We start from the raw sequence: 25,288 nt of genomic DNA, 5'->3' as shown, positions 1-25,288 counted from the left end.
GCGGCTTAGGCGGCTCATTGTGGTTTTCGATACCCAAGTTATGTCGCCTTTGATATCAACAAATCAATATCACTAATTTATAGTAGATTCTTATAAGTTAAGTTGCATATTTTGGGTTGGTTGTTCGAGTGCGTTATTCGAAATTTAACTAGATAGAGTATGTTTATAACCAAACCACGTTGTTCTTGGAGTCGTGGCCTGCGTTCTTGTCTGGATAGAGCTTTAGCTCTATATTATAAAGCAGAGTGAAACTCTTTCCATTTAGGTGCGTTCCTACAAGGTCGTGATGTCAACGGTGGCACGTGAAGGAAATCGCAAGGAGAGATTTAGCAGGTTGGTGCGTTAATGTGATTAAGTCGCTAGATATCACAGTGATGCTCGGTTTTTGTTGATTTTCTGTGAACCTTGTAGCTTCTAAATACACTATCACTTACATAACTAGAGGCGTTGCTTCCAAATTTTTTGTGCAATCATAGTTTGCATACTATTACGACCTAATCGGCTGGGATTAGTATAGCGGGGTTTAAATACTTCACTTGATGGAATAAGGTAACACTATGAATAAGTCACTCGCAGCACTTGGTTTGTCACTGGCATTGTTTGGTTCAGCGCATGCAGCAAACTGGGGATACGAAGGTAACCACGGGCCTGAACATTGGGGCGAGTTTGCTTCTGAATGTGCACAAGGCAAAAACCAGAGTCCGATTAATATCCAGTCAGCTACTCAGTCTGAGTTAGCTAAACTTCAGCTGGATTACAAAGGTAAAGCTATCTCTCTGACGAACAATGGCCATACACTGCAAACCAGTTTAGAAGGTGAGAATAATCTGCTGATTGATGGTAAGGAATTCAATCTGAAACAGTTCCATTTTCACACGCCATCTGAAAACCATGTAGATGGTAAATCCTATCCTTTAGAAGCACATTATGTTCACGCTGATAAAGACGGTAACCTAGCAGTTGTAGCGGTATTCTTCGAAAAGGGTGATGCAAACCCTGCGCTTGAGAAATTACTCGAAACTATCCCGGAAAAAGATAACAACGTTACCATTCGTGCACCATTTGATACCAGTGCACTGATTCCGAGTGACAAAGATTACTACCGCTTCAATGGTTCACTAACCACACCACCTTGTTCAGAAGGTGTGCGTTGGTTTGTGATTAAGGAGCCACAAACCATTTCTGCTGAGCAAACTGAAAAGTTTGAAAAAGCGATGGGTGAGAACAACCGTCCGGTTCAGCCTTTGAATGCACGTATGGTTTTGACAAAACAATAGTGTTTGTCTGAACCACGATGCACAAAGCCCACTCCGAGTAGAGTGGGCTTTGTGTTGGTGTGATGCTTAAAAGCCGCTGTCGTCTTGTTCTTTCGCGTTGGCCATTTGAATCGGGTCCAACTTAAGGGTTTGAGTAGGGTAAGCAATATCAGCATTGTGCTCTCTGATGATGCTGACTACCTGAAGTAAGACGTCCTGCTTTACCTCGTGGTAGCGAACCCAATTCACCGTTTTTGTGAAGGTATAAATGAAGAAGTTTAACGATGACGGACCAAACGAATCAAAGTTCACAATCAGTGTTTGGCGTGCATCAATGTCTTTATGAGTCTTCAACATTCCTTTTATTGCCTCGATGATCTCCGGCATTTTTTCAGCGTCGTCATAACGAAGACCGATTTTTTCATAGATACGTCGATTCAACATTCGAGACGGGTTTTCTACTACGATGCTACTGAACACAGAGTTTGGTACGTATAACGGGCGCTTATCAAACGTGCGAATAATGGTCATACGCCATCCGATACGTTCAACAGTACCTTCTATTTCGCGGTCTGGTGAGCGGATCCAGTCACCAACTTTGAAGGGGCGATCGAAGTAGATCATCAAACCACCAAAGAAGTTCGACAATAAATCCTTGGCAGCCAAACCCACTATCAAACCACCCACACCACCAAAGGTGAGAAGACCTGAAAGAGACAGACCAAATGACTGCATGATGGTCAAAATGCCTAATGTGGCAAAGAACAATCGAGCGACTTTAGCTATGGCTTGTACGGTAGTCTCATCACGATTATTTTTCTCAAGGACATAGTCTTCTACATTGGTGATTAACCTCATTAGAGTCCAGACTAATACGCTGATGATTAAAATGAGCTTTAGCGTGCTCAACCAGTCTATTTTATCGTTCAGTTCGCTTTCTAATATGATGCCGAGGGACACTGTCGCAGGCCAGCACCAAATGAGTGTACTCACGGGTGCTTTTAACGCTTCGAGCAGCATATCATCCCAATGGAAGGGTGTCTTCTCGACTAGTATTGCGAGACGGGAGCGGACGATTCGCCAAGCCACCCACGCTAAAAAGCTGGCTAGTGTGATAAAAAGAACGCTTCCGCTCCACTCTTCACTATGTGTCTGAACATAGTTTTGAAAATTGATAAACCACTGTGACATAAGTAACTTTATTTCTAATAAACATTGAGGGAAAGGTAGCAGATATTAAACGCACACCCCAGAAATTTAAGATAAACCTTATTTAACTGTCCGTATTTTGAGTAGAGTTGAACAACAATACCTGACACAACAAGAACCATTAATTATAAGTACTCTGACTTATCGCTAACATTAAGGTCAGGTAAGTGTGAGAGGGTATGGCCACTTAAATTAGCGGAGGCAGATATGGAATTTACAGAGCTGGATCGGAATGCGCTCTACAACACCTGGATGTCACAGAAAGCCAAAATGCACATCACTCAAATGGACATGGCGAAACGCCTGGGTTTGAGTTTACATGAATTTTCAGGTTTATTACGTGGTAGTTCTCCCCTGACGCTAGGTTTTGTAAAACAGTTATGTGAACAGCTACATGTGCGCCCTAATCAGGTGATTCCGACTTTAACGGAACGAGATATGGCTGCTATCGGATCTGTTCTCCTACAGAATCGAGTGACAGTGGATGGTGACATTAGCAATGTGTTTATTGATGGCAACCAAGTTGTGATCGAGTACGTTCACCAAGTGCGCTAACCTTAGAGTAACATCCGGTTTCAACCAGTATTTGAATGACTGTAAATCGAAGCCCTTGTTATTTTGAATTGTTTTATAGCGATAAAAAACGAGCCTTAGATGGCTCGTTTTTTGTTTTTCGCTTTTCTTCTTTTTTCTTAGTGCGTTTGGTGCGACTAAGACATTTTTACTAAAGAGTCTTGTGACAGATCGGCGATGGTTTTCGCGCCTGTTAATGTCATAGCTACGCGCATTTCTTTGTCGTACAGATCAAGCAAGTTCTCAACACCAGCACCACCTTGTGCCGCCAGTGCATAGACAAACGAACGACCCAGAAGTGTACAGTCTGCACCGAGTGCCAGCATGCGAACAACATCCAAACCAGTACGAATACCTGAATCAGCAAAGATCTTCAGGTCACCTTTTACGGCGTCTGCGATGCTTGGCAGTGCTTTAGCGGTAGAAAGAACGCCATCTAACTGACGACCACCGTGGTTTGATACCACAATACCATCTGCACCGAAGCGTACCGCGTCTTTCGCATCTTCTTCGTCCAGAATACCTTTGATTACCATTGGGCCATCCCAAAAGTCACGAATCCACTCCAAATCTTTCCAGGAGATGGAAGGATCAAAGTTAGCGCCTAACCAGCCAATGTAATCCTCCAGCTTAGTTGGCTCACCACGGTAAGTAGAGATGTTGCCTAAATCGTGCGGCTTGCCAAGCATACCGACATCCAGTGCCCAACTAGGATGGCGCATCGCCTGAAATACGCGGCGCATGGCTGCGTTAGGGCCACTCATACCTGAGTGCATGTCACGGTAACGTGCGCCCGGAACAGGCATATCAACCGTGAATACCAGCGTAGTAACGCCCGCTGCTTTTGCACGTTCAAGAACGTTTTTCATAAAGCCGCGGTCTTTCAATACATATAGCTGGAACCACATTGGACGCTCAATGGCTGGGGCTACTTCTTCAATCGGACAAACTGACACGGTAGACATGGTGAACGGGATGCCTTTTTTCTCAGCTGCCTTGGCTGCCTGAACTTCGCCTCGGCGTGCGTACATACCCGTCAAACCTACAGGGGCTAATGCGATAGGCATTGCCAACTTCTCACCAAAGATTTCAGTTTCCAGACTTAAGTCCGCCATGTCACGCAGGACGCGCTGACGAAGAGCGACATCGCCTAAATCGTCAGTGTTGCGCTTCAGAGTACGTTCATCGTAAGAGCCGCCATCAATATAATGGAATAAGAACGGAGGTAGCTTGGCTTTAGCGGCTGCGCGGTAATCGGTAGAAGCAGATATAATCATAATTGTGTCCTAGCGTTTAATCTAAGCAAAGTTGTGGAGCGTTTGTTTCTCATCGCTACGGTGTAGCTGACGACATCAGAATAAGGGTTATCAGAAAATCACGACTATTAAGAGCGAGTCATTCAGGTAACCAATTTACATAATTGATTGAACAATCAGTGCTCAAGTATTCAATCAGCTATGCAAAATGATTTAAGGTGACACAGCTATCGGGGGATATCGAAAGCTAAATTAGCTTGTCGGGGGGACTCCTGATGATAGCTGTGTCTGAACAGGGCAGGGCGATGACACCCTGCATCTTCGTTTATTTCATTAAGGCATCTGTCATCTGGAGTCCGTAAATCAGTACCAGACCGATAATGCCTGTCATAACAACGTAGTAGAAAGTTGGGATGATGGTTTTGCGCAGAGTTGTACCTTCACGTCCCAATAGACCTACAGTTGCTGATGCCGCTACAACGTTGTGAATGGCAATCATGTTACCCGCAGCAGCACCGACAGCTTGCAGAGAAACCACTACTACACTTGAGATAGATAACGTCTGAGCAACTTCATACTGGAACTGGCTGAACATCATGTTCGATACCGTGTTAGAGCCAGCGATGAACGCACCTAGCGCGCCGACAGTGGCACTCAATGCCGGGAATGCAGCACCAACAAGGTCAGAGGCAAAGTTCGCTGTCGTTACTGGCATGCTTGCGAGGTCAGCACCATTTACACCTGAGTTGATGAAGATACGTACCATCGGAATTGTGAACACCAGTACGAAGCCTGCTCCGATTAGTGTTTTACTGGATTCACCAAAGGCTTCACGTAGTGGTTTAGCGCTGCCATTTTGTAGTACTGCTGCAAGCAGAGCGACGAACACTAGGATGCCACCAGGTAGGTATAGCGGCTGAATTGCTGCGCTGACACCTGCTTCACCCAGAATGTTATTGAACGATACGTTGATGTTTTGCAGGAAGACTTTAAAATCAGCGCTAACACGGCTTGCAACAAGAATCACTGCCAACATCACGTATGGTAGCCAAGCTTTAACCAGGCTCATAGGTTTGCCGTGGTTTTCTTGCATGTTCATTTTAAGAGAACCTAGCCATTCTGCAGGCCACTTGTCTTCACTCTCAAAATCCCATGTTGTTTTCGGTACCAGGAAGCCTTTTTTCGCTGCAGTGACAACAATCGCAAGACCGACCAAACCACCAATCAGAGACGGGAACTCAGGGCCTAGGAAAATACCTGTCAGCGCGTAAGGTACCGTAAATGAAATCCCAGCAAACAGAGCGAATGGCAGGATATCCAGACCTTCACTCCAGCTTCTGTTTTTGCCGAAGAATCGTGTTAACATCATCGCCATCAACACTGGAATCATGGTGCCAACCACAGCGTGAATCACAGCGACGTTGGCAGTAATGTGCTGTAGGTATGCTTCCCACGTTGAGCCTTGGCTTACTAATGTTTCAGTAATGTTATGCGAATCCAATCCTTTGTTTACGCCAACAATGATTGGTGTACCTACTGCACCGAACGATACCGGGGTAGATTGAATCATCATACCCATCAGTACCGCTGCTAAAGCAGGGAACCCAATTGCCACTAGCAAAGGTGCAGCAATTGCAGCTGGCGTACCGAAGCCAGATGCACCTTCAATGAACGAGCCAAAACACCATGCGATGATGATTGCCTGAACACGACGGTCGGCTGAGATGTCCGTAAATCCGTTACGGATAGTAGTGATCGCTCCGGTGTGTTTTAAAGTGTTGAGTAAGAAGATGGCACCAAACACGATCCAAAGGACAGAGACAGTAATTCCTAAGCCTTGGAACACAGACGCCAGTACGCGAGTAGCTGACATATCCCAGAAGATTAGGGCGATAGCGACGGTAATACCGAACGCAACGGGCATGGCTTTCTTTGCAGGCCAGTTGAGACCAACCAGTAAAATGGCGGCAACAACAATTGGCGAAAATGCCACTAGGGCAAGTAGGGTTTCACTCATTTGTACATCCTTCGTTCGCAGACTTTCGAACAGTGTTCCGTTGTAGAGGCGACTTTTTGTTGTAATGGTTTTGTTGTGATCGTTTTGTTAACAGGGCGTGAATCTACTCCTTTATTTTTTTTTAATATAGGGAAATAATGAAAATAATTAATTCCAAAAGTGACATAATACGATGCGAGCAGACGACTTAATCCTGTTTTCTCAGGTAATCGAACTAGGTAGTTTTAGTAAGGTGGCAGAAGCAAATAACCTTACAAATTCAGTAGTTAGCAAAAGAATGGCAAGGCTGGAGGAAGAAATAGGGGCCCAGCTATTATATCGAACAACGCGTAAATTGACGCTGACTGAAGCTGGAAAGGTGTTGCTGAACAGTGCTAAAAATGTGAAGCAAGCCACTCAGGAGGCTATGGATGCAGTTGCAGGCTTTGGAGAGAATGTAAGCGGTCATATTAAGATGTCCGTACCAACCATTTCCGGAGACCTGATTCTTGCTGATGCCGTAGCGGAGTTTTGTAATCTTCATCCGGGATTAACGGTCGATATGTCTCTTGATAATCGCTTTGTTGATTTAGTGGCGGACGGCTACGATCTGGTTATTCGTACTGGTTATCTGGAAGATTCCAGCTTAATTGCGCGCCATATTCTTGACTCGCAATGGGTCGTGTGTGCTTCGCCCTCTTATATTGCCAAGAATGGTAAGCCAATAGAACCGATTGATTTGACTCGTCATAACTGCTTCCAATATGCCTACCAGACTACAGGTGCTTCTGACTGGGAATTTAAGAGTGATGAAGGCAACTATATCGTCAGAGTTTCGGGTAGTTTCTCTACCGATAATGCTACTGCGCTTCGCAAAGCGGCGTTAGGTGGTCACGGTATCGCGTATGTTCCGCGTTGTTTGGTTTATCACGATATTCGAAATGGTCAGTTAGTCGATATTTTCCCTGAGTTAGTCGGTAAAAAGCTCGGTATCTATGCGGTGTATCCGTTTACTCGTCAACCGCCAAACAAAGTGAAACTGTTAATTGAGCATATTCGTGAACGCTACTTAACGATATCTCATTATTTTTAAGTCATTCATAGATTTAATAAATGTTTCAATCTTTTAGTTGAAATCAAACGGTGGTGCCCTAAGCTATGTGTTGAGAATTAATCTCAATTACAATCAAAATAATAGATAATCGGAGCAACACGGACGTTATGTATTACCCAAAAACTCGTAAAGACGCTATCGTGGACAACTATTTTGGACACGATATCGCCGATCCTTATCGTTGGTTGGAAGATGACCGTAGCGAAGAAACGGCAAACTGGGTTTCAAGTCAAAATTCAGTGACTTTTGACTTTCTTGGCCAAATTCCTTATCGCCAGAAAATCCGCGATCTGGTCGCAAACAGTCAAAACTACGAAAAATACTCACAGCCATTTGTTCGTGGTGATTACACTTACTTCTACAAAAATGATGGATTGCAAAATCAAAGCGTGCTCTATCGTCGAAAAGGAGAGGGTGAAGCGGAAGTATTCCTGGATCCAAACCGCTTCTCTGAAGAGGGTACAACATCGCTTGGAGAAGTGAGTTTCTCAAAAGATAACCGCTTAGTCGCGTATTCAATCTCTGAAGGTGGTAGCGATTGGCGCAAGATTTTTGTCATTGATGCAGAAACCAGAGCGCAGCTAGAGCCTGAAATCGTCGACGCAAAATTTACCTCGATTTCCTGGTTGGGCAGTAAAGGCTTCTATTATTCCAGTTACGATAAACCAGAAGGCAGTGAACTGTCTGCACGTACCGAGCAGCACAAACTTTATTATCATGAACTGGGTACCGCACAGTCAGAAGACAGGGTCATTTTTGGTTCACTAGAATCTGAGAAGCACCGCTATGTCTCAGGAACGACAACGACGGATGATCGCTACCTAATTATCTCTGGTGCGGAATCAACTTCCGGCAACCGCCTGTTTTATATCGACTTGAACTCAGCAGCACAAGAGATTGTGACGTTACGCGAAACCACACAAGGCGACACTTATCTGATTGATAGTCAGGATGAAACACTGCTTTTTTACACCAATCTTGAAGCGCCAAATGGCAAAGTCGTTAGTTACAACACTCAATCCTCACATTGGGCAGAGGTCATTGCTGAACAAGCTCAACCGTTAGAAATCGGTAAAGGTGGTGGTTACTTATTTGCTACTTATATGGTTGATGTGCTGTCGAAAGTTCAGCAATACAACTACCAAGGTGAGTGGATTCGTGATGTTGAATTGCCAAGTGAAGGCACGGCATATGGCTTAGCTGGGAAGAAAGAAGAAACTACGCTTTACTACACGTTTACTAACTACGTAACGCCACCGACGATTTTCTCTTTTGATGTCGAAACGGGTGAATCGAAGCTTTATCAGGAATCTAAAGCGCCATTTGATCGAAATGACTATGAGTCGAAGCAGGTTTTCTACACCTCAAAAGATGGTACGCAAGTACCGATGATCATCTCCTATAAGAAAGGAACTAAGTTTGATGGTACAGCGCCGACCATGCTTTACGGTTACGGTGGTTTTAATATCAGCCTGACACCAATGTTCTCTGGTAATGTGGCCAACTGGCTTGAGTTAGGTGGTATCTACGCCGTCGCGAATATGCGAGGTGGCGGTGAATACGGTAAGGCATGGCATAACGCGGGTACTCAGCAACAAAAGCAGAATGTGTTTGATGATTTTATCGCGGCTGCGGAGTACCTGATTGAGCATGACTATACCAGCTCAGAGCGTCTGGCAATTCGCGGGGGTTCGAATGGTGGGTTGCTGGTGGGCGCGTGCATGACTCAGAGACCTGAGTTGTTCAAAGTGGCTCTGCCTGCTGTTGGTGTGCTTGATATGCTGCGTTACCACACCTTTACCTCTGGTGAAGGCTGGAAGTACGACTACGGCACCTCTGAGCAAAGTGAGGAGATGTTCCAGTATCTACTTGGCTACTCACCTGTACATAATGTCAAAGAGGATGTGCAGTATCCGGCGACATTAGTCACAACTGCGGATCATGATGATCGCGTAGTGCCAGCACATTCCTACAAGTTCATTGCCGAGCTACAGGACAAGCATCAGGGTGAAAATCCGGTATTGATTCGTATCGATGTGAATGCAGGACATGGTGCGGGTATGCCGCTCAGCAAGCAAATCGATCTCACCACCGATGTGTATGCGTTTACTCTCTTTAATATGGGGGTTGAAGACGTATAACGCTTTGCTGGTAATAAAAAATGCCGCGACAGAATCGCGGCATTTTTCATGGTTGGGGGAACTCAAGTCATACCGATTATCAGTATGTTGAGTCAGGTTGACTAAGTCTGACTCTTTGCACCAACCAGTCTCGGCGGCCAAACCGAAAGGCAGCTACGCCCATTCTCTAGAAACACGAAGTTTTTATTTCTATTTAATCCTAGTTCAAATGTGTGACAAGGCGATGAAAATAAGCAGTATCACATTGATTTTCATTGTTTTCATTACCAAATGAGGCGTCTATCCATTTACTGGTATTTGTGGCTTAATTGTAAACACGAGAAGTCGCTGGCTCTGCAGATATCATCGTCTGAAGTTGTAAAAACTGTTCGTGTGCGTGAGTGACACGTTGCAGTTCTAGCATCCACTCCGCATTACGTTGGGCAGAGCAAAACGCTGCCATATGTGCAAGTAGGTTTTCACTTTGCTGAGCAAGCAGGCTACTCAAGCGTTCAATAAGATAGTGGTTTTCCAACTGTAAAAATTGAAAAAGAGCATATGTTTGGTTGAGTGCCGAAAAGGCGTCGCGCTGTAACCCAAGTCTGTTGAGAATTTCTGATTGCGCCACACTCGCATCACGTAGTCCGCTAATCAAACAAACGAATTGACAGGGCTTCGTCTGGTCGTTTTCCAGCGCAGAATGAATGTGGTTAGGTAAGTGATTGAGCACATCTTCGTATAAACGATGAGCTTCAGGCCAGTGGCCTTGTTGCATTAATTGCCTTGCTTTCATGTAGTGCATCCAGCATCGCTCAATATTCATTTCCATCTCCCAAACATTCGAATTACTCAAATATTAAATGAAAATAATTATCAATTGCAAGTGTCGTTGTTTTAAATTTCGTGTTGTTTTGTTGCTTGTAAAGTGTTCAACTAAACCGTGATGCAACGTAAATCACTTAAAATTAAATAAATAATCTCTACACTGAAGTGACGACAATAAGAAAAAGGAAGCGGATATGGCAATACTAAGATTGGAACCCAAGCAGCTGTATTCTGTAGCTGATCTAGAGAATATGCCATGTAAGTCGACCAAGGAATTACCTCCTATTGATGAAATCGTAGGGCAAGAACGCGCTCAAAAAGCGGTTGAGTTTGCGATGTCTATCAAGGAGAAAGGTTACAATATTTACGCTATTGGTCAGAATGGGCTAGGTAAGCGGACCATGATTCTGCGCTACCTGAACCGTCATCAACACGACGTAGAAGAGTTGTTTGACTGGTGCTACGTCGCGAACTTTGAAGACACTCGTACGCCAAAGGTGTTAAAGCTACCTTGTGGTGTAGGTAACAAACTACGAGTTGATATAGAAGCCTTAATGGGGAAATTGCTTAATGCGTTGCCACTGGCCTTTGATAACGAGATGTACTTTAGTCGTTCAGAGCGATTGAAGAATCAGTTAGCCAGCAAGCAGCAAAATGAGTTGGATAGAATCAGCAGTAAAGCGAAAGAAAAAGGGATCAGCCTGATCATTACGAACCAGGGTGATTACCAATTTGTCGCAATGAATGGTGAAGAGTTACACACCGAAGAATCATTCGATGCGTTGAGCAAAAAAGAGCAAGAGCAGTTCAGTGATGCTATCGATGAACTTGAAGTGACATTGCGCTCTATGGTTCGTGAGCTTACCGAATGGGAAGATACGTTTAGCGAAAAGATTAAAAAGCTAAATGACGAAGTGACATTAGACGTGATAACTCACTTCATTAAAAGCTTGAAAGTTGATTATTCACAGTATCCCGACATCAAAACTTATCTTACTGAGTTACAGAAAGACATTGTAGAAAATGCAGATATCTTTCTCGATCAGAGTGGTGAGCTGGGTGAAATTGCCAGTGCCTCATTAGATAATAAGTTTCCTCGTCGCTACAAAGTAAACGTACTGGTTAGCAGGAGCAATAGTGATTTCCCAATTGTGGTTGAGGAAAACCCAAACTATCACTCTTTGTTTGGTTCGATAGAAACGGCAACGTTCAAAGGCACCGTATTTACCGATTTCTCACTTATCCGCCCAGGGAGCTTACACAAAGCTAATGGTGGCGTGCTTCTGATGGACGCGCAGAAAGTGCTGGAACAACCGTATGTATGGGATGGATTGAAACGAGCCATTCGTTCTCGTCAGCTGAGTTTTACCTCATTAGAGAAAGAAGTGACGTTAACCGGTGCGGTCTCGTTAGATCCAGAACCTATCCCGTTGGACATCAAGATCATCTTGTTTGGTGACTACCGAACTTATCAGCTGTTGCAACACTATGATCCTGAGTTTAGCGAGTTGTTCCGAGTGACTGCTGACTTCGAAGATGAAATGCCACGTACACCTGAGTCTGAACTGCATTATGCGCGTTTTATATCCAGCGTTGTCAACGATAACCACATGCTGCACTGTGACAGAAAAGCCATTGCCCGCATCATAGAGTACAGTTCTCGTCTTTCTGGTGATCAAACCAAGCTGTCACTGCATTCTGCGAATATTGCCAATTTACTCCGTGAGTCCAATTATGTCGCACGTCAGGCTAACTCCAACATGATTCGAACAGGACATGTACAAGAGGCAATGAAGAATCAAGAAATGCGTGTCAGCCGTTTGCGTGACAATGTGATGGAGACGTACGTAAATGGGACAACCTTGATACGTACTGAAGGCACGGCTGTTGGTCAGGTCAACGCATTGTCTGTACTGAGTACCAGTGATTACATGTTTGGTGTGCCGAACCGTATAACTGCGACCACATGCTACGGTGATGGCGATGTGATTGATATCGAACGCAGCGTTGACTTGGGGGGCAGTATTCACTCCAAAGGGGTGATGATTTTGTCTGCGTATCTGTCATCCGTATTTGGTAAAACGGCACGGGTACCTCTAACGACCACGATTACCTTTGAGCAGTCGTACGGTGGTATCGATGGCGATAGCGCTAGTATGGCTGAACTTTGTGCCGTAGTGTCTGCGTTTTCGAAACAACCTAATCATCAGGACATTGCAATCACCGGTTCCATGAACCAGTTTGGTGAAGCACAGCCGATAGGTGGCGTAAATGAAAAGATTGAAGGCTTTTACGATGTATGTGTGATTAAAGGCCGTCATAGTGGACAAGGTGTTATCATTCCTGCATCAAATGTGCACAATCTGATGTTGCGTTCAGATATCGTTCACGCGGTGGAAAAAGGCGAGTTTCATATCTGGGCGATCGATCATGTCACCGAAGCGATCGAACTGTTCACCGGAAAAGTAGCTGGCGAGCCGACTGAGGAAGGTTCTTACCCTATCGATACGATATTTGGTATTGCTCAGGCTAAGCTCAATGCTTTAAGAAAGTAACCAAGGTTATCGGTAATGATCTGAATAATATCTACCAGCTTTTCATTGAGAAAAGGCACTTTCGAGTGCCTTTTTCTATTTCATATTTCGTGTTGTTTTTTCTTTGTGCCTATCGTAAGAAGAACCCCAACTTTTTATGACTTTAACTTTAGTTTCGTACCGTCAAACTTGAGATGGCTGAGTAAGCCTTTTGCGTTCGCTTTGCCTACATCATCAAATTCCACGCCGTAGCGGGAGTAGTGGGTCGATTTTTGCAAATTACAGATACGGCCATTCAGCGGAGCTAACAAGCGGTTATCTCCCGGCATAGCTAAATCTAACGAAATTAGGTCACCGACTTGGAGTGGGCGACTCATTGGCGAAGTGACAAAGCGGCAGCCACTACGAGAAATATCGCGAATCTCACATTCATTGCGATGTCCATCAAGTCGTACGTGTGCGCTCAAATTGACTTCATAGCGCACTTCTTTTCTCAGTTGATACACTTGCATCGTGTTAGGCAAGTTGAGTACCAATATCGGGAACGGCTCTCCTAAACGATGTTGTAATTGAGCCCTAAAAGGAATGATCGCTCCCTCGCCACGTTGCGAATAGGCTTTAACGTTAATCCAGAAGCCTTCCTGAAAGTAGTACTTGAGATCTTCATCAGAGATATTCGGTACTTCTATTAGTGCTGTGTGGTTTGAATGGCAGCCAACAAAGGTGCTGGTGGTGAGAAACTTGGTGCCGACTGGCGTAGTTACGTTTAAAGTAACTTCACTGCCGTGTTCTACCATTGCCATTGCATCGGTGCTGTTTAATGTGGTTGCCTGACGTTCTGCCTTCTTGGTCTGAGAAGGAATTTTGCCATCTCTGGCACTGGTTATCATATTTCTCATTATTATTGTCGTACCTGGAAGGGGGACTGATATGAAATGACGGTGCTTCCTAGCGTGGTAGTGATTTTATTCAGTGATATAGTTAGATTCAATAAGTTAGTGAAAAATAAGAGAGTAAGTTATGCAAATAGTGAGTCACGACATTGAAAATGGCATCTTTTGGGTCGAGCTTGAACAAAACTTCAAAGCTAAAGTGGTGTACCAGTTGAAAGATGGTGTGATGCATATAACCTCGACCATGGTTCCTGAAGAGCTTAGAGGAAAAGGCTGCGGTAAAGTGATGATGGAAGCGGTACTGCCAGAGATTGAATCACTAGGTTATAAAGTAGTGCCAGTTTGCCCTTATGTGGAGCACTATATTAATAAGAATAAACAGTGGGCACATCTTTTGGCATAGGAATGAAAGTTATTAACCCCTTTTACCAGAACATTGGTGATGAGCTAAAACTAGGTGAGCTGATTTCTATTGAGGTGATTCAACCATTATGGGGAGGATATGGCGAACTGGTTCGGCTTATTTTTCCTGAGTGTACGGTTATTGTGAAACATGTGAAGCTTCCAAAACCAGCAGAGCATCCGCGAGGCTGGAATACTGATCTTTCACATCAACGTAAGCTACATTCTTATCAGGTGGAAGTGAGTTGGTATGAACACTTTAGCCAATCTGTCGACGAGCGGTGTCGAATCCCGAAAGGCTTGAAATGCTTTCAAACGGATAACGAGTGGCTGATCGTCATGGAAGATCTCGCACAATCGGGTTTCCCCAAAGTGATCACGACCGCATCCCAAGCCCACTTACGTGCTTGTCTCTCCTGGCTGGCACATTTTCATGCTCGTTATATAGGTGTCCACAATAGTCAGCTTTGGCAAACCGGAACTTATTGGCATTTGGCTACTCGTCCGGATGAGTTAAAAGCTTTAGAGGATATTGAGTTAAAAGCCGCGGCAATCCTGATTGATAGAGCACTTAACGGCGCAAAGTATCAAACTATCGTTCATGGGGATGCCAAATTAGCTAACTTCTGCTTTAACGAAATGGAATCATCGGTTGCTGCTGTGGATTTTCAGTATGTTGGTCATGGATGTGCTATGAAGGATGTCGCGCTTTTTATGAGTAGTGCTGTGGAGCCATCTGAGTGCTTTGAGATGGAAAGTTGGGTACTCGATACGTATTTCGCGGAGTTGACGCATGCACTTCACATCTACCAATCGCAGTTTGACCCTAAAGATGTTGAGCGAGAGTGGCGCCCACTGTTTGCTGTCGCCTGGGCTGATTTTCAGCGTTTTATAAAAGGCTGGAGCCCGAAACACTGGAAGATCAATCCATACACCGAAGCGTTAACGGCTAAAGCCATGGCTTCACTGAAAGTGTAATCAGGAATGAAAAAGCCTCCGGTGTGGAGGCTTGGTTTTAATTTTTATTGGGTCTGATACGCGCCATGTAATAGGTATTAATGAATTCCCCATTTCGGAAACATGCATCAATTGCTTCGCCTTCAATTTCAAAACCATGTTTTTTATACAAGCCGATGGCTGTGTCGTTGTCTGCATTCACTTCTATCTGAATTCGCCTTACATTCAACCAGTTATCTGCTAACTCGGTGACGGTCTCGATTAACTTGCTACCAATTCCTATCCCGTGAAAGCTATCGTGTACTCCAATACCGAATGAAGCCGTATGTGCGGTTCTTGGTCTCTGTGAATGATGAAAGCCAATGTTACCGACGACCTTGCCATCTACTTCAGCGACATAGCTGTATACACCGGCTGGCATGTTAGACAATCTTTCCACCCACATGGTGAGCGAAGGTTTAGGGAGCTGCAGGGTTTCACGTTGTGCTTTAGGCTGTGAATAGATTTCGACGAGCGCCGCTGCATCTTCAACCATGGTTGGGCGTACGATTATTTCCATGCTTCTCTCCTGTGGTTTTTCTTTTGTGTATTTAACTTTAATCTAACCACTGATTTAGAATTTGAATAGTGTTTTTAAATATATTCTTGTTTAATTCTTTTAAAATTAGTCATTTATCTATGGTTTCTTTTCGCTTTTATCAGTGATTTATAGCTGAAAGTGCCAATATGATTGATTTTGTGTTGAATTTTTATACTGGTGAACATTAGGTTTTCAGGGAATTGTGGTGAATTCGATTTTGGCGGAAAAAATGAGATTTTCAAAGTGTGAAGTGAACGGCTACGTACAGTTGATTTGAATCAATAGAGGATTGAGTTACCCCTTATGAGGTATGGGGAAGACACGCGTTTAGCGCTATTTATGCTTAACTTGATAAAGGAGCTTCTTTGAGGAAAAGTGATGAAATCCTCCACGTCAAAAATATCCCAAAGTCGTCGCCGATTTTTGCGTGATACTGCTCGAACTGCCATGGGTGTGGGTGCTGCTGCTTGTGTATTGGGGTTACAGTCTTTACAGAGCCAAGCCCGAGAAACCAAAGGTGTCCCTATTCGACCTCCGGGTGCTTTGCCGGAAGGCGATTTTGAATCTGCCTGTATTCGTTGCGGATTATGTGTACAAGCGTGTCCATATGACACCTTAAAACTTGCTACTTTGTTATCTCCAGTCGCTACCGGATCACCGTACTTCACCGCTAGAGATATACCGTGCGAGATGTGTGATGACATTCCCTGTGTGGTCGCGTGTCCGAGCGGAGCGCTTGATCCAGAATTAACCAATATCGATGATGCTCGAATGGGCACTGCTGTGCTTATTGATCATGAAACGTGCCTCAACTGGCAGGGACTACGCTGTGATGTTTGTTATCGAGTGTGTCCTCTCATCGATGAGGCCATCACGTTAGAGAACATTCACAACGATCGGACGGGTTACCATGCCAAGCTGATTCCAACCGTTCACACGGAGGTTTGTACCGGGTGCGGGAAGTGTGAACAGGCGTGTGTACTGGATGTCTCTGCGATTAAAGTTGTGCCAACGGATTTGGCGAAAGGCAAGGTCGGTAGCCATTACAATTTCGGTTGGCAAGAAATAGATAAGCCTTTAGAGAACGTGCTTCCAGAAAAGAACCCTGTACCCACTGGTGCATTAGAGTCTCTTAAAGGAGGTAAATAATGGCTAAAAACTTAGCGCAAGATGCCGGTAAAGAGGCAATTGAAAAGCTTGGCTGGTGGAGAGCTCATCGGTTTCTGATTTTACGCAGGCTGTGTCAGTTAACGATTATTGTGCTGTTCATGGCAGGGCCAACGTTAGGCATTCTTGCTGGTAATCTTTCGTCCAGTATGTTGCTGGGTACCGTTCCAATGAGTGACCCACTGATCGTACTACAGACGTTGGCCACAGGTCATATTCCTGAATTCAATGCCCTACTTGGCGTAGCGATTGTGGTTGTGGTTTATGCGATTGTAGCGCCGCGAGCATTTTGCGCGTGGGTATGCCCTTTGAATGTTGTTACTGACTTTGCTGGATGGTTACGAAGGAAGCTTAATATTAAAGCGAGTTATCGCTGGTCGCCGTCTATTCGTTACTGGTTGATACCCGTGTTGATGTTAGGTAGTGCCGTCTCTGGCACGATTCTATGGGTCTGGCTCGATCCGGTCGCAGCTTTACACCGAGGACTGGTTTTCGGTATGGGAGCGGGCTGGGTATTAGTGGGACTCGTCTTTGTTCTGGATCTTTTACTGGTTGAACATGGCTGGTGTGGTCACTTGTGTCCTTTGGGGGCAACCTACGGTGTGATTGGCAAAAAGAGCCTTATTCGGGTAACGGCGGTACATCGTGAAGCTTGTACCAAGTGCATGGATTGCTTTTATGTTTGCCCAGAGCCAGAGGTATTAAGACAACCTCTAAAAGAGGGCGATCACCGAGTGATGGATCAAAACTGCATCAGCTGCGGGCGTTGTCTTGATGTTTGTCCGGAACGCGTTTTTGAATTTAAAAATCAGCTAAAAGTTAAAAATATAGAATAAGTTTATCGCACTGGTTCATAAGTAATAATGATATTGCGAATTTGTTGCAATTAGAGCTATGATGATGCCTTCATATCTCAAGGATGCATCATGAATACCTCATCTCAAGGCTGGAAAACGCCGCAAAATTTCCTATTGTTCATTTCCGTCATTGTTCCCATCGCTTTTTCTACCTGGATGGCATTGCTAAATAACTTCGTTATTGAAAAAGCCAACTTTGATGGTTCAGACATTGGTTTGCTACAAAGTGTGCGTGAAGTTCCGGGCTTTTTATCGTTTACCGCAGTGTTTGTTTTGCTGTTTATTCGCGAGCAACGCTTCATGCTAGTTTCACTCGCAATGCTGACATTCGGCACGGCAATAACAGGTTACTTCCCCACTTTGTACGGTTTACTTTTTACGACCTTGTTAATGTCCACGGGTTTTCACTATTTTGAAACGTTAAAGCAGTCTCTTTCTCTGCAGTGGCTTTCTAAAGACGAAGCGCCGGAGATGCTTGGTAAGTTCATTTCGGTCGGTGCGCTTGCGTCTCTGATTACCTATGGTGCATTGTGGGTAATGTTGGAACAACTCAAGCTAGATTTCAAAACCGTTTATATGATTGCTGGTGGGATAGGCTTTGTGCTGATTCTGGTGATGGCGTTTGCTTTTCCTCAGTTTAAGTCCACCGTGCCTCAGAATAAGAAATTGGTACTGCGTAAACGCTATTGGTTGTACTACGCACTGACTTTTATGAGTGGGGCGCGTCGTCAGATTTTCACCGTTTTTGCTGGGTTCTTAATGGTAGAGAAGTTCGGCTATTCGGCTGCGGACATTACCTTACTGTTTCTGATCAACTACCTGTTTAACTTCCTGTTTGCCAAACGTATCGGTCGATTCATCGGGATTGTCGGGGAGCGTAAGGCGTTGACGTTTGAATACATTGGTCTGATATTTGTGTTCGTTGGTTACGGATTAGTGCAAACCGCGGAATGGGCGGCCGCTCTGTATGTTGTCGATCATCTATTCTTTGCTCTGGCATTAGCGATAAAGACGTATTTCCAGAAAATTGCAGATCCGGCGGATATGGCATCTACGGCTGGTGTAGCATTCACTATCAATCACATTGCGGCTGTTGTTATTCCAGTCACATTCGGTGTGATTTGGTTAGTGTCGCCTTCAAGTGTTTTCTATATTGGTGCGGGCATGGCAGCGGTTAGTTTGTTGTTCTCTCTTAATATTCCTGAAAAACCAGAAGAAGGTAATGAAACCCGCGTATTGAGATGGAGTTAGTGTTTACTGGTTAGTGAGTTAACACTTTATCTGGATACGCGAATGGGATGCTGATGCATCCCATTTTTGCATTTCTGTTAATTTAAACGCTATTCCGTATACGGTGTGAGCAGGCTTTATTCAGTCTCTGACAAGTTGTCGCTAGCCTTATTACGTTTGGCAATGGACTTGATAATGAAGAATCCGATGAGCGAAATTAGAATCGTGTTACCGCCGGAAACGATTAACATCTGAGTCAATACCTTATTAAATGGCTCTGAATATAAGATGGTATCGAGATATGCGGAGCAACCATAACCCAACACATTACCTACGAGAGCCAATATCACAAACAATTTGAAGTCTCGCCTGTTGAATTCCCCGTTTTCTAAGCGGTGGCGGGTCAGATAGGGGAATAAACCGATGACCAGTCCCACAATACCTGATCCCACAACCCAAGTTAACCATACGCCCCAACCTGCAATCATGTCAGTGAGCCAGTGGCCGATAATACCAATCAAGAATCCAGCAATCGGACCAAACAATACCGAGTACACTGCTAGTATCGCCATGGCTGGCTTTAGTGTTGTATTGGCAAACACGGGTACACCAAACATTGGTAAACCACCAATACCGTAAAGAACTGCGCCAGTTAAGATAGCTAAAAGCGTTTTTACAGAAAGATTCATAGAGAGCCTCTTCTTAGTGATCGGCTTTAAAGATCATTTACTTACATTGAATTATTGATAATTTTATTGTGTATCAAATCCAGGCAACAACCAAGCCGTATGCGACTAATCAATTGTTATTTGAAAGGGCATGTGATTGAACTCACGTATCGCTGAGGATAGGGACAAAAGTAAGGTGTGTGAGACGGAAAACTGATGAGAGAATATAAACTTAGAGAGAAATAATAAGGAGCTGATATCAGCTCCTTATTGGGTGTGAATAAAGTTTAACCATTAATGGTCTAAGTACAGGTAGTTTTGCCAGCTCTTCATACGGATAAGCACTTTACGCATGATAGAGACGTGGTGGAAGCTATGAGAGTAAACCGCAACTTCGACCGCCGTACCCATCGGAAGGTGGAATTCACTCAAGTCATCGGTGATTTTGAGTTTCACGAAAACTCGTCCAGTGGTGCGAAGTGCATCTGTACCTAATAGGGTTCCGCGAGCCTGGAACTGGCTCTCACCAATTGCTGGGATTACTTCAACCACTTCTCCGCGAAATACACGTCCTGGAATCGCTCGGAACATGAATTCTGCTTCAAAGCCAGGTTCAAGTCGTTGCAGCGAGTTTTGTCTGAATGCCGCTGTGTAAAACTGAGCGTCTTCAGTGTGTACAAAGGTCATCGCGGGAGCGAGTGGCAATGGTACCGCCATCACGCCTGGACGCAGAGCAAGTTGAGTGACGTAGCCATCTGTCGGTGCACGAACCACTGTTTGTTCTAAGTTAAACTCCGCTTTACGCAATTCTGCGAGCAATTGAGCAACTTGGGTGTTTTCACCGCCCACTTCTGAGTTCAGCGCGATTTGTGCTTGCTCTTTTTGCTGTAATGCGACTTCCAGAGTGGCTTCTGCTGCTTTGTAGGCCTGACGTCGAGTATCTAGATCTTGTTCTGTAAATGCACCACGATCAAACCCTCTTTGGTATCGGTCAAACTCCCGCTTCGCTTTATCTCGTTCAGCTTGGGCTTTAATTACACCTGCCTGAGCCTCTTGTAGGCCTGATTGAAGCCCTAAAGCACCTTGGCTTGCTTCTTTGACTTTTGCTTCCAAGCGTGTGACTTCAGCTTCGAAAGGAGTAGGGTCGATTCTAAACAGTATATCCCCGGTTTTTAACGGTTGGTTTGCTTGCACTGGTACTTCAATGACACGGCCACGCACACCCGAAACAATAGGGGTAGTAGGGTAGGTCTGGCTACCTATTTGAGTAAACGGATGGTTGTAGTTCATCAGCAGCACTAGCGTGCCAATCAATACGACTCCTCCCAGTACAGCGGTTGGAACCGACCATTTGTTCAGAGGAATCTTAAAAATTTTGAAAATGGCTATACAGAAGGCTGTATAAGTCAGGATCAGCAATAAATCCATTATTTTTCCTCTTTGCTTAGTTCAGCAGCAGGTTTTTGCTGAGTTTGTTTTTTTAATATCGATACTTCATTTTTTAGCGCGTTTACTTCATCAATGAGCTCTTCCAGACGATGATGGATATCGTGTGTTTCTTGTTCTAATTGCTTAAAGCCCCAGCCTCGCTCTTTGCGCCATAATGTTGCCCAGATCCACAGAAAAGGCCAAAGGGCATGAAGTGTGAACAAACTCACCCAACCAGCGTAATGAATCGCGTCTTGGTGCGGGTGCTCTCTTTCTTTGGCTATTTCATAAGGAATATCGTGGATAACGATGATCCCGTAGAAGATGACCAAAGCAACGAAAATGAGTATCCCAAGTGCAAAATAATCTAGAAACATCTTACTTACCCGTGCTTGTTGCTATATGAAAAAAGTTACGTAAATTAGTTGTTTAAGTATTTGATACAAATATAAATGAATCAAGTTTTTTTGACACTTACTCCCGTTAACTGCAAGATGCTTTGTTTCAGCTCAAGTGGTGGTTTTAAAGACGCCAATCCAGCTATTGCTCAAACGTTGATCGCGACCAGTCCATTGTTCATTCTCGTCATCTACGTACTACGAGGGGTTAAAGTGGGATTTAAAAGCATTCTGGGAACGTTATTCGCGCTTTTGGGAATTTCGCTATTCTTCTTTTAGCCCGTTTACCCAGTTGTTAAAGCTAAACATGTAAATGATGTACCCAACTTTCTAAAAGATGAAAAAGTGGCAATCTGAGTTTAAAATAGTCGCCAATTTCTACTGTTATGACGTCTTATATGAATTCCAACAAACTAGCCATTTCATTGCCTTCGTTGGTCCACCGTATCGGTGGCGAGCACGTTAAGAGAGCTAAAGTGGTTGCGATGGAGATAGGTTGTGAATTGAAGCGTGTGCGACGTTCAAGAAACTGGCTGGTCACTGGCGACGCATTGGATTTGAAAAAATTTTTAGACCACATCAAAGCAGAAGAACCGGAAATACTGAATTTTGTCATCAAAAAGATGGAAGCGGGACTTGCAGCACATCAAGACAAGTTAGAACCGCTGGAAGCTAAGCTGATTCGTTTAGTGCTAGCGAATCCAAATGTAACGTTGGCTGAATTAATGTCCGAAACCAACTGCACCATCGCTCAAGCCCGTACCGCTCGTTTTGAAGCAGAAATGCTTTAACTTTTGGCTACTCAAAGAGTCACGCAAAGTCGTTGCAACTTACCACTCCGAGTGACGTCATAATCATCGGAGTGGTTGTCAAAGTTTTACCTTATTTGAGGTTTAAGGCATTTATTTCTCTAACGCGGGTTTTGATAGTGCCTTTTTCACTTCTTTGTGACTGTTTTCGCTCTCACTCTTAGTTACTGTTTCTGGCAGTACCAAGGTCATTACAATTGCTGCAATACCGCTGGTGGTGACAGGAGAGCCTAAAACGCTTTGCAGCACTTTTGGCATTCCTTCCAGAATTTCAGGAACCAACATAACGCCAAATCCGATGCCGAACGAAACCGCAAGGATCATCAAGTTTCTTCGGTCTAATTCTTCATTCGCGATGATTTTGATGCCTGCCGCAGCAACCGTACCAAACATGACTAATGTTGCTCCGCCAATAACTGGCTTAGGAATGGTGGTCAGAATGGCACCGATAAGCGGGAACAACCCCAGTAGACATAAAATAAGAGCAACAAAGTAGCCGACATAGCGACTTGCAATGCCTGTCAGGTGAATAACACTATTGTTCTGGCTGAAGGTGGTATTTGGAAAGGTGTTAAACACAGCAGCAATAAGTGAGTTTACGCCATCGCCGAGTATGCCAGCCTTAATACGTTTCAGATATTGTGGTCCAGATACCGGTTGCTTGGTGATAATACAGTTCGCGGTAATATCACCAGCGGACTCAATTGCCGTGATGGCATAAATCACCGCGATTGGAACAAATGCATACCAATCAAAATCAAACCCGTACTTAAATGGCACAGGGATGCTGACCAAAGGCTGATTAAATGCGCCTTCTAAGTTGATCATGCCCATCATTGCAGCCAAAACGTAACCTAATACCATGCCGATTAGAATTGACGACAGCCGTATCATCAGGTTTTTAGAACGATTCAGAACGATGATGGTCGTTAATACTACCGTCCCTAACGCGAGATTATTCCATGAGCCGAAATCTGGGGCGTTGAACCCACCCGCAAGGTCGGTCATACCTACTTTAATCAGAGAGATGCCTATCGTTGTCACCACAATGCCTGCAACGACTGGAGTGATGATGCGTTTGAGCTTGCTGATAAACTGAGACAGGATAATTTCCACGAACGCACCGACAAAGCATACGCCAAATATCATTGCCAGAATTTCGTTCGGACCACCGCCTTGAGATTTGGCAATAAACCCCGCCGCGAGTACTGAACTCAGAAAGGCGAAGCTTGTTCCCTGAACGCAGACTAAACCGGCACCAATAGGACCAATACGACGAGCCTGAATGAATGTGCCAATCCCTGATACGATTAACGCCATGCTAATCAGGTAAGGGACATGCTCGCCTAATCCAAGCACACCGCCGATGATGAGAGTTGGGGTAATGATACCGACAAAACTCGCAAGTACATGTTGTAGACCGGCATAAAGTGCTGCGCTGGCTTTGGGCTTGTCTTCTAACCCATAAATGAGGTCGTGGGCTTGCTGTTGAGACATAGTGACTTCCTTGTATTCATTGTTGTGTACTATTTTATGAATACACTTGAGCAATCTTTGTGCCACAAGTTTCCTGACTGCTTAGTCAAGTTATTCCAGGAGGTTAGGAGAAAGATGATTAAATTTCACCGCAAGTTCTGTTGCTTAATGGTGCAAAATTGCTCAATTTAGTGCATGAATAACCCGTTTTTACGCTTTTCCTTAAAGCTTTTAATAGTTTGAATTAGGAATAAAAAAAGCCATCTGAACGTCAGGTGGCTTTGTTTTTTAATTGAACAATGATGGTTAATTCAACACTTCTTTTAAGCGTTGTCGTTCTTCGTCAGTCATGTTCGTTTTATTCAAAAATGGCATATCAGCACTTTCGACTGATCGAACCAGAATTCGGGCTTTCCAGCGTTCGATATCTTGCCAGCTGTCAAACACAGCACCGCTTGGCGCGACCTTGAACACATCGTCTGTTGGGGTTGAGCTATGACATTGGCTACAGCGCTCACTGATGATTTTTTTCGCGATCTTCTGCTCCTCAGTCAGTGATACCTGATTGTTTACAGTTGCGTGAGGACTGTCTGTACTTGCCATCTTATCTTGTACATTGTTGCGTGAAGCTGACTGCCAACTTATAACAACCGCCAGAACCAACATCGCAAACGCACCGCTTAAAATGACGCTTGGCTGATTTTTACCAACATGTTTAAGGTTAAAGTAATGACGGATATACGCGCTGATGATCATAACGAAAAAGCCAATCAACCAGTTGAGTGGATGTTGATAGATCATTGGGTAGTGATTGCTGATCATCAAAAATATCACTGGCAGAGTGAAGTAGTTGTTATGAATCGAGCGACGTTTTCCTTCCAAGCCAGGTGCTGGGTCAACGGCTTCGCCCGCCATAACTTGAGCGACCATTTTACGTTGTCCGGGAATGATCTTGTGAAACACGTTATTGACCATAATCGAGCCGATTAATGCGCCCATATGGATAAACGCACCACGCCCGCTAAATAGTTGGGTAAAGCCGTAGAAAAACAGTGCACCAAAAGCGAGTAATGCAGCACTGAAAAGTACGGTGTTACGGCTTAAAGGCGAGCGCATCAGAGCTTCATACACCACGACACCCAGTAAAATTCCGCTAACACCAATACCAACTGCTTGAAGCGAGGTCAGTTCCATAACGCGGGGATCAATCAGGTAAGCTTGAGCGTTGAAATAGTACATCCAAATCATCAATGCAGAGCCGGTTAGCCACGTTGCGTAAGCTTCCCATTTAAACCAATGCAGTTTTTCCGGCATTTTCTCCGGTCCTACCTGGTACTTGGCGACTTCGTAAAAGCCCCCACCATGCACTGCCCAAAGGTCCCCTTTGATTCCTTTATCTTTTTTCCATTTTGGCGGAGTTTCCAGGTTGTTATCCAACCACGTGAAGTAAAAGCTCGCTCCAATCCATGCGATGCCACAGATCACATGAAACCATTTTATAAACAGCGCCAGCCATTCATACAGTTGTGGCCACATCGTC

At 44.4% G+C, this 25,288-nt stretch carries 22 protein-coding genes and 1 pseudogene; 12 read left to right on the top strand and 11 right to left on the bottom strand.

Translation table 11 applies throughout. From position 1 onward, the window contains the following. The first annotated feature begins 557 nt into the window (after positions 1–557). A complete protein-coding gene (locus WJM94_RS06510) occupies positions 558–1,277 on the top strand; it encodes a carbonic anhydrase (RefSeq protein ID WP_444493424.1) in 720 nt (239 codons plus the stop codon). Between the two features lie 66 nt (positions 1,278–1,343). Here the strand turns inward: WJM94_RS06510 and WJM94_RS06505 are convergent, their stop codons facing one another. Beyond that, entirely contained in the window at positions 1,344–2,447 is a 1,104-nt protein-coding gene (locus WJM94_RS06505) for a mechanosensitive ion channel family protein (protein ID WP_444493423.1), read from the bottom strand. Positions 2,448–2,672: 225 nt separating this feature from the next. Between WJM94_RS06505 and WJM94_RS06500 the strand changes: the two genes are divergently transcribed. After that, positions 2,673–3,020 carry a helix-turn-helix domain-containing protein gene (locus WJM94_RS06500; protein ID WP_444493422.1) on the top strand — a complete coding sequence of 116 codons (348 nt, stop codon included), beginning with the start codon at positions 2,673–2,675 and terminating at the stop codon, positions 3,018–3,020. 155 nt (positions 3,021–3,175) lie between these two features. On the opposite strand, the gene lldD is transcribed toward WJM94_RS06500, so the two are convergent. After that, positions 3,176–4,315 (bottom strand): FMN-dependent L-lactate dehydrogenase LldD, encoded by a 1,140-nt coding sequence (lldD, locus tag WJM94_RS06495; RefSeq protein ID WP_444493421.1) that lies wholly within the window; start codon positions 4,313–4,315, stop codon positions 3,176–3,178. A 304-nt stretch (positions 4,316–4,619) separates the two neighbouring features. Further along, complete coding sequence (locus WJM94_RS06490) at positions 4,620–6,311, bottom strand: L-lactate permease (RefSeq protein WP_444493420.1); 1,692 nt, start codon at positions 6,309–6,311, stop codon at positions 4,620–4,622. Between the two features lie 172 nt (positions 6,312–6,483). Between WJM94_RS06490 and WJM94_RS06485 the strand changes: the two genes are divergently transcribed. Further along, complete coding sequence (locus WJM94_RS06485) at positions 6,484–7,383, top strand: LysR family transcriptional regulator (protein WP_444493419.1); 900 nt, start codon at positions 6,484–6,486, stop codon at positions 7,381–7,383. 128 nt (positions 7,384–7,511) lie between these two features. Beyond that, entirely contained in the window at positions 7,512–9,545 is a 2,034-nt protein-coding gene (locus WJM94_RS06480; protein ID WP_444493418.1) for a prolyl oligopeptidase family serine peptidase, read from the top strand. Between the two features lie 304 nt (positions 9,546–9,849). Here the strand turns inward: WJM94_RS06480 and WJM94_RS06475 are convergent, their stop codons facing one another. Then, a complete protein-coding gene (locus WJM94_RS06475; RefSeq protein WP_444493417.1) occupies positions 9,850–10,347 on the bottom strand; it encodes a hypothetical protein in 498 nt (165 codons plus the stop codon). Between the two features lie 196 nt (positions 10,348–10,543). Here WJM94_RS06475 and WJM94_RS06470 point away from each other — a divergent pair, with 196 nt between their 5' ends. Next, positions 10,544–12,904: a Lon protease family protein gene (locus WJM94_RS06470; RefSeq protein WP_444493416.1), complete on the top strand. Its 2,361-nt coding sequence runs from the start codon at positions 10,544–10,546 to the stop codon at positions 12,902–12,904. Positions 12,905–13,038: 134 nt separating this feature from the next. Here WJM94_RS06470 and WJM94_RS06465 read toward each other — a convergent pair whose 3' ends face one another. Next, complete coding sequence (locus WJM94_RS06465) at positions 13,039–13,773, bottom strand: flagellar brake protein (protein WP_444493531.1); 735 nt, start codon at positions 13,771–13,773, stop codon at positions 13,039–13,041. 130 nt (positions 13,774–13,903) lie between these two features. Between WJM94_RS06465 and WJM94_RS06460 the strand changes: the two genes are divergently transcribed. Both WJM94_RS06460 and WJM94_RS06455 read left to right on the top strand, forming a co-directional pair. Then, entirely contained in the window at positions 13,904–14,179 is a 276-nt protein-coding gene (locus WJM94_RS06460) for a GNAT family N-acetyltransferase (protein ID WP_444493415.1), read from the top strand. 2 nt (positions 14,180–14,181) lie between these two features. Beyond that, positions 14,182–15,156 carry a phosphotransferase gene (locus tag WJM94_RS06455; protein ID WP_444493414.1) on the top strand — a complete coding sequence of 325 codons (975 nt, stop codon included), beginning with the start codon at positions 14,182–14,184 and terminating at the stop codon, positions 15,154–15,156. Between the two features lie 37 nt (positions 15,157–15,193). Here the strand turns inward: WJM94_RS06455 and WJM94_RS06450 are convergent, their stop codons facing one another. Continuing rightward, entirely contained in the window at positions 15,194–15,694 is a 501-nt protein-coding gene (locus WJM94_RS06450; protein ID WP_444493413.1) for a GNAT family N-acetyltransferase, read from the bottom strand. Positions 15,695–16,093: 399 nt separating this feature from the next. Here WJM94_RS06450 and napG point away from each other — a divergent pair, with 399 nt between their 5' ends. The 3 genes from napG to WJM94_RS06435 all read left to right on the top strand — a co-directional run bounded on the left by napG (position 16,094) and on the right by WJM94_RS06435 (position 18,990). Further along, positions 16,094–16,864 (top strand): ferredoxin-type protein NapG, encoded by a 771-nt coding sequence (gene napG, locus WJM94_RS06445; protein WP_444493412.1) that lies wholly within the window; start codon positions 16,094–16,096, stop codon positions 16,862–16,864. Beyond that, a complete protein-coding gene (gene napH, locus WJM94_RS06440) occupies positions 16,864–17,718 on the top strand; it encodes a quinol dehydrogenase ferredoxin subunit NapH (protein ID WP_444493411.1) in 855 nt (284 codons plus the stop codon). The genes napG and napH overlap by 1 nt, the downstream gene beginning before the upstream one ends. Positions 17,719–17,808: 90 nt before the next feature. Continuing rightward, positions 17,809–18,990: an MFS transporter gene (locus tag WJM94_RS06435; protein ID WP_444493410.1), complete on the top strand. Its 1,182-nt coding sequence runs from the start codon at positions 17,809–17,811 to the stop codon at positions 18,988–18,990. Positions 18,991–19,106: 116 nt separating this feature from the next. Here WJM94_RS06435 and WJM94_RS06430 read toward each other — a convergent pair whose 3' ends face one another. The 3 genes from WJM94_RS06430 to WJM94_RS06420 all read right to left on the bottom strand — a co-directional run bounded on the left by WJM94_RS06430 (position 19,107) and on the right by WJM94_RS06420 (position 21,442). Further along, the gene (locus WJM94_RS06430) at positions 19,107–19,658 is read right to left on the bottom strand and encodes an ECF-type riboflavin transporter substrate-binding protein (RefSeq protein WP_444493409.1); all 552 of its coding nucleotides are present in this window, start codon (positions 19,656–19,658) and stop codon (positions 19,107–19,109) included. Between the two features lie 273 nt (positions 19,659–19,931). Continuing rightward, a complete protein-coding gene (locus WJM94_RS06425; RefSeq protein WP_444493408.1) occupies positions 19,932–21,065 on the bottom strand; it encodes an HlyD family secretion protein in 1,134 nt (377 codons plus the stop codon). Then, a complete protein-coding gene (locus WJM94_RS06420) occupies positions 21,065–21,442 on the bottom strand; it encodes a DUF3302 domain-containing protein (RefSeq protein WP_444493407.1) in 378 nt (125 codons plus the stop codon). Before WJM94_RS06420 ends, WJM94_RS06425 begins: the two co-directional genes overlap by 1 nt. A gap of 147 nt (positions 21,443–21,589) precedes the next feature. On the opposite strand from WJM94_RS06420, the pseudogene WJM94_RS06415 reads away from it, so the two are divergent. Together WJM94_RS06415 and WJM94_RS06410 are read left to right on the top strand one after the other, a co-directional pair. Continuing rightward, positions 21,590–21,742, top strand: a pseudogene (locus WJM94_RS06415) (EamA family transporter); the annotation flags it as partial. Between the two features lie 119 nt (positions 21,743–21,861). Continuing rightward, positions 21,862–22,254: a ribosome recycling factor family protein gene (locus WJM94_RS06410; RefSeq protein ID WP_444493406.1), complete on the top strand. Its 393-nt coding sequence runs from the start codon at positions 21,862–21,864 to the stop codon at positions 22,252–22,254. A 111-nt stretch (positions 22,255–22,365) separates the two neighbouring features. Here WJM94_RS06410 and WJM94_RS06405 read toward each other — a convergent pair whose 3' ends face one another. Continuing rightward, positions 22,366–23,769, bottom strand: coding sequence for a uracil-xanthine permease family protein (locus tag WJM94_RS06405; protein ID WP_444493405.1), 1,404 nt, complete (start codon positions 23,767–23,769; stop codon positions 22,366–22,368). Positions 23,770–24,054: 285 nt separating this feature from the next. Then, complete coding sequence (locus tag WJM94_RS06400; RefSeq protein WP_444493404.1) at positions 24,055–25,284, bottom strand: urate hydroxylase PuuD; 1,230 nt, start codon at positions 25,282–25,284, stop codon at positions 24,055–24,057. Positions 25,285–25,288: the final 4 nt, after the last annotated feature.

It is taken from the genome of Vibrio sp. YIC-376, from assembly GCF_052353105.1.
Classification (GTDB): Bacteria; Pseudomonadota; Gammaproteobacteria; order Enterobacterales; family Vibrionaceae; genus Vibrio.
Note: the sequence above shows the minus strand (reverse complement) of the source record. Positions and strands in the feature narration are given on the sequence as shown.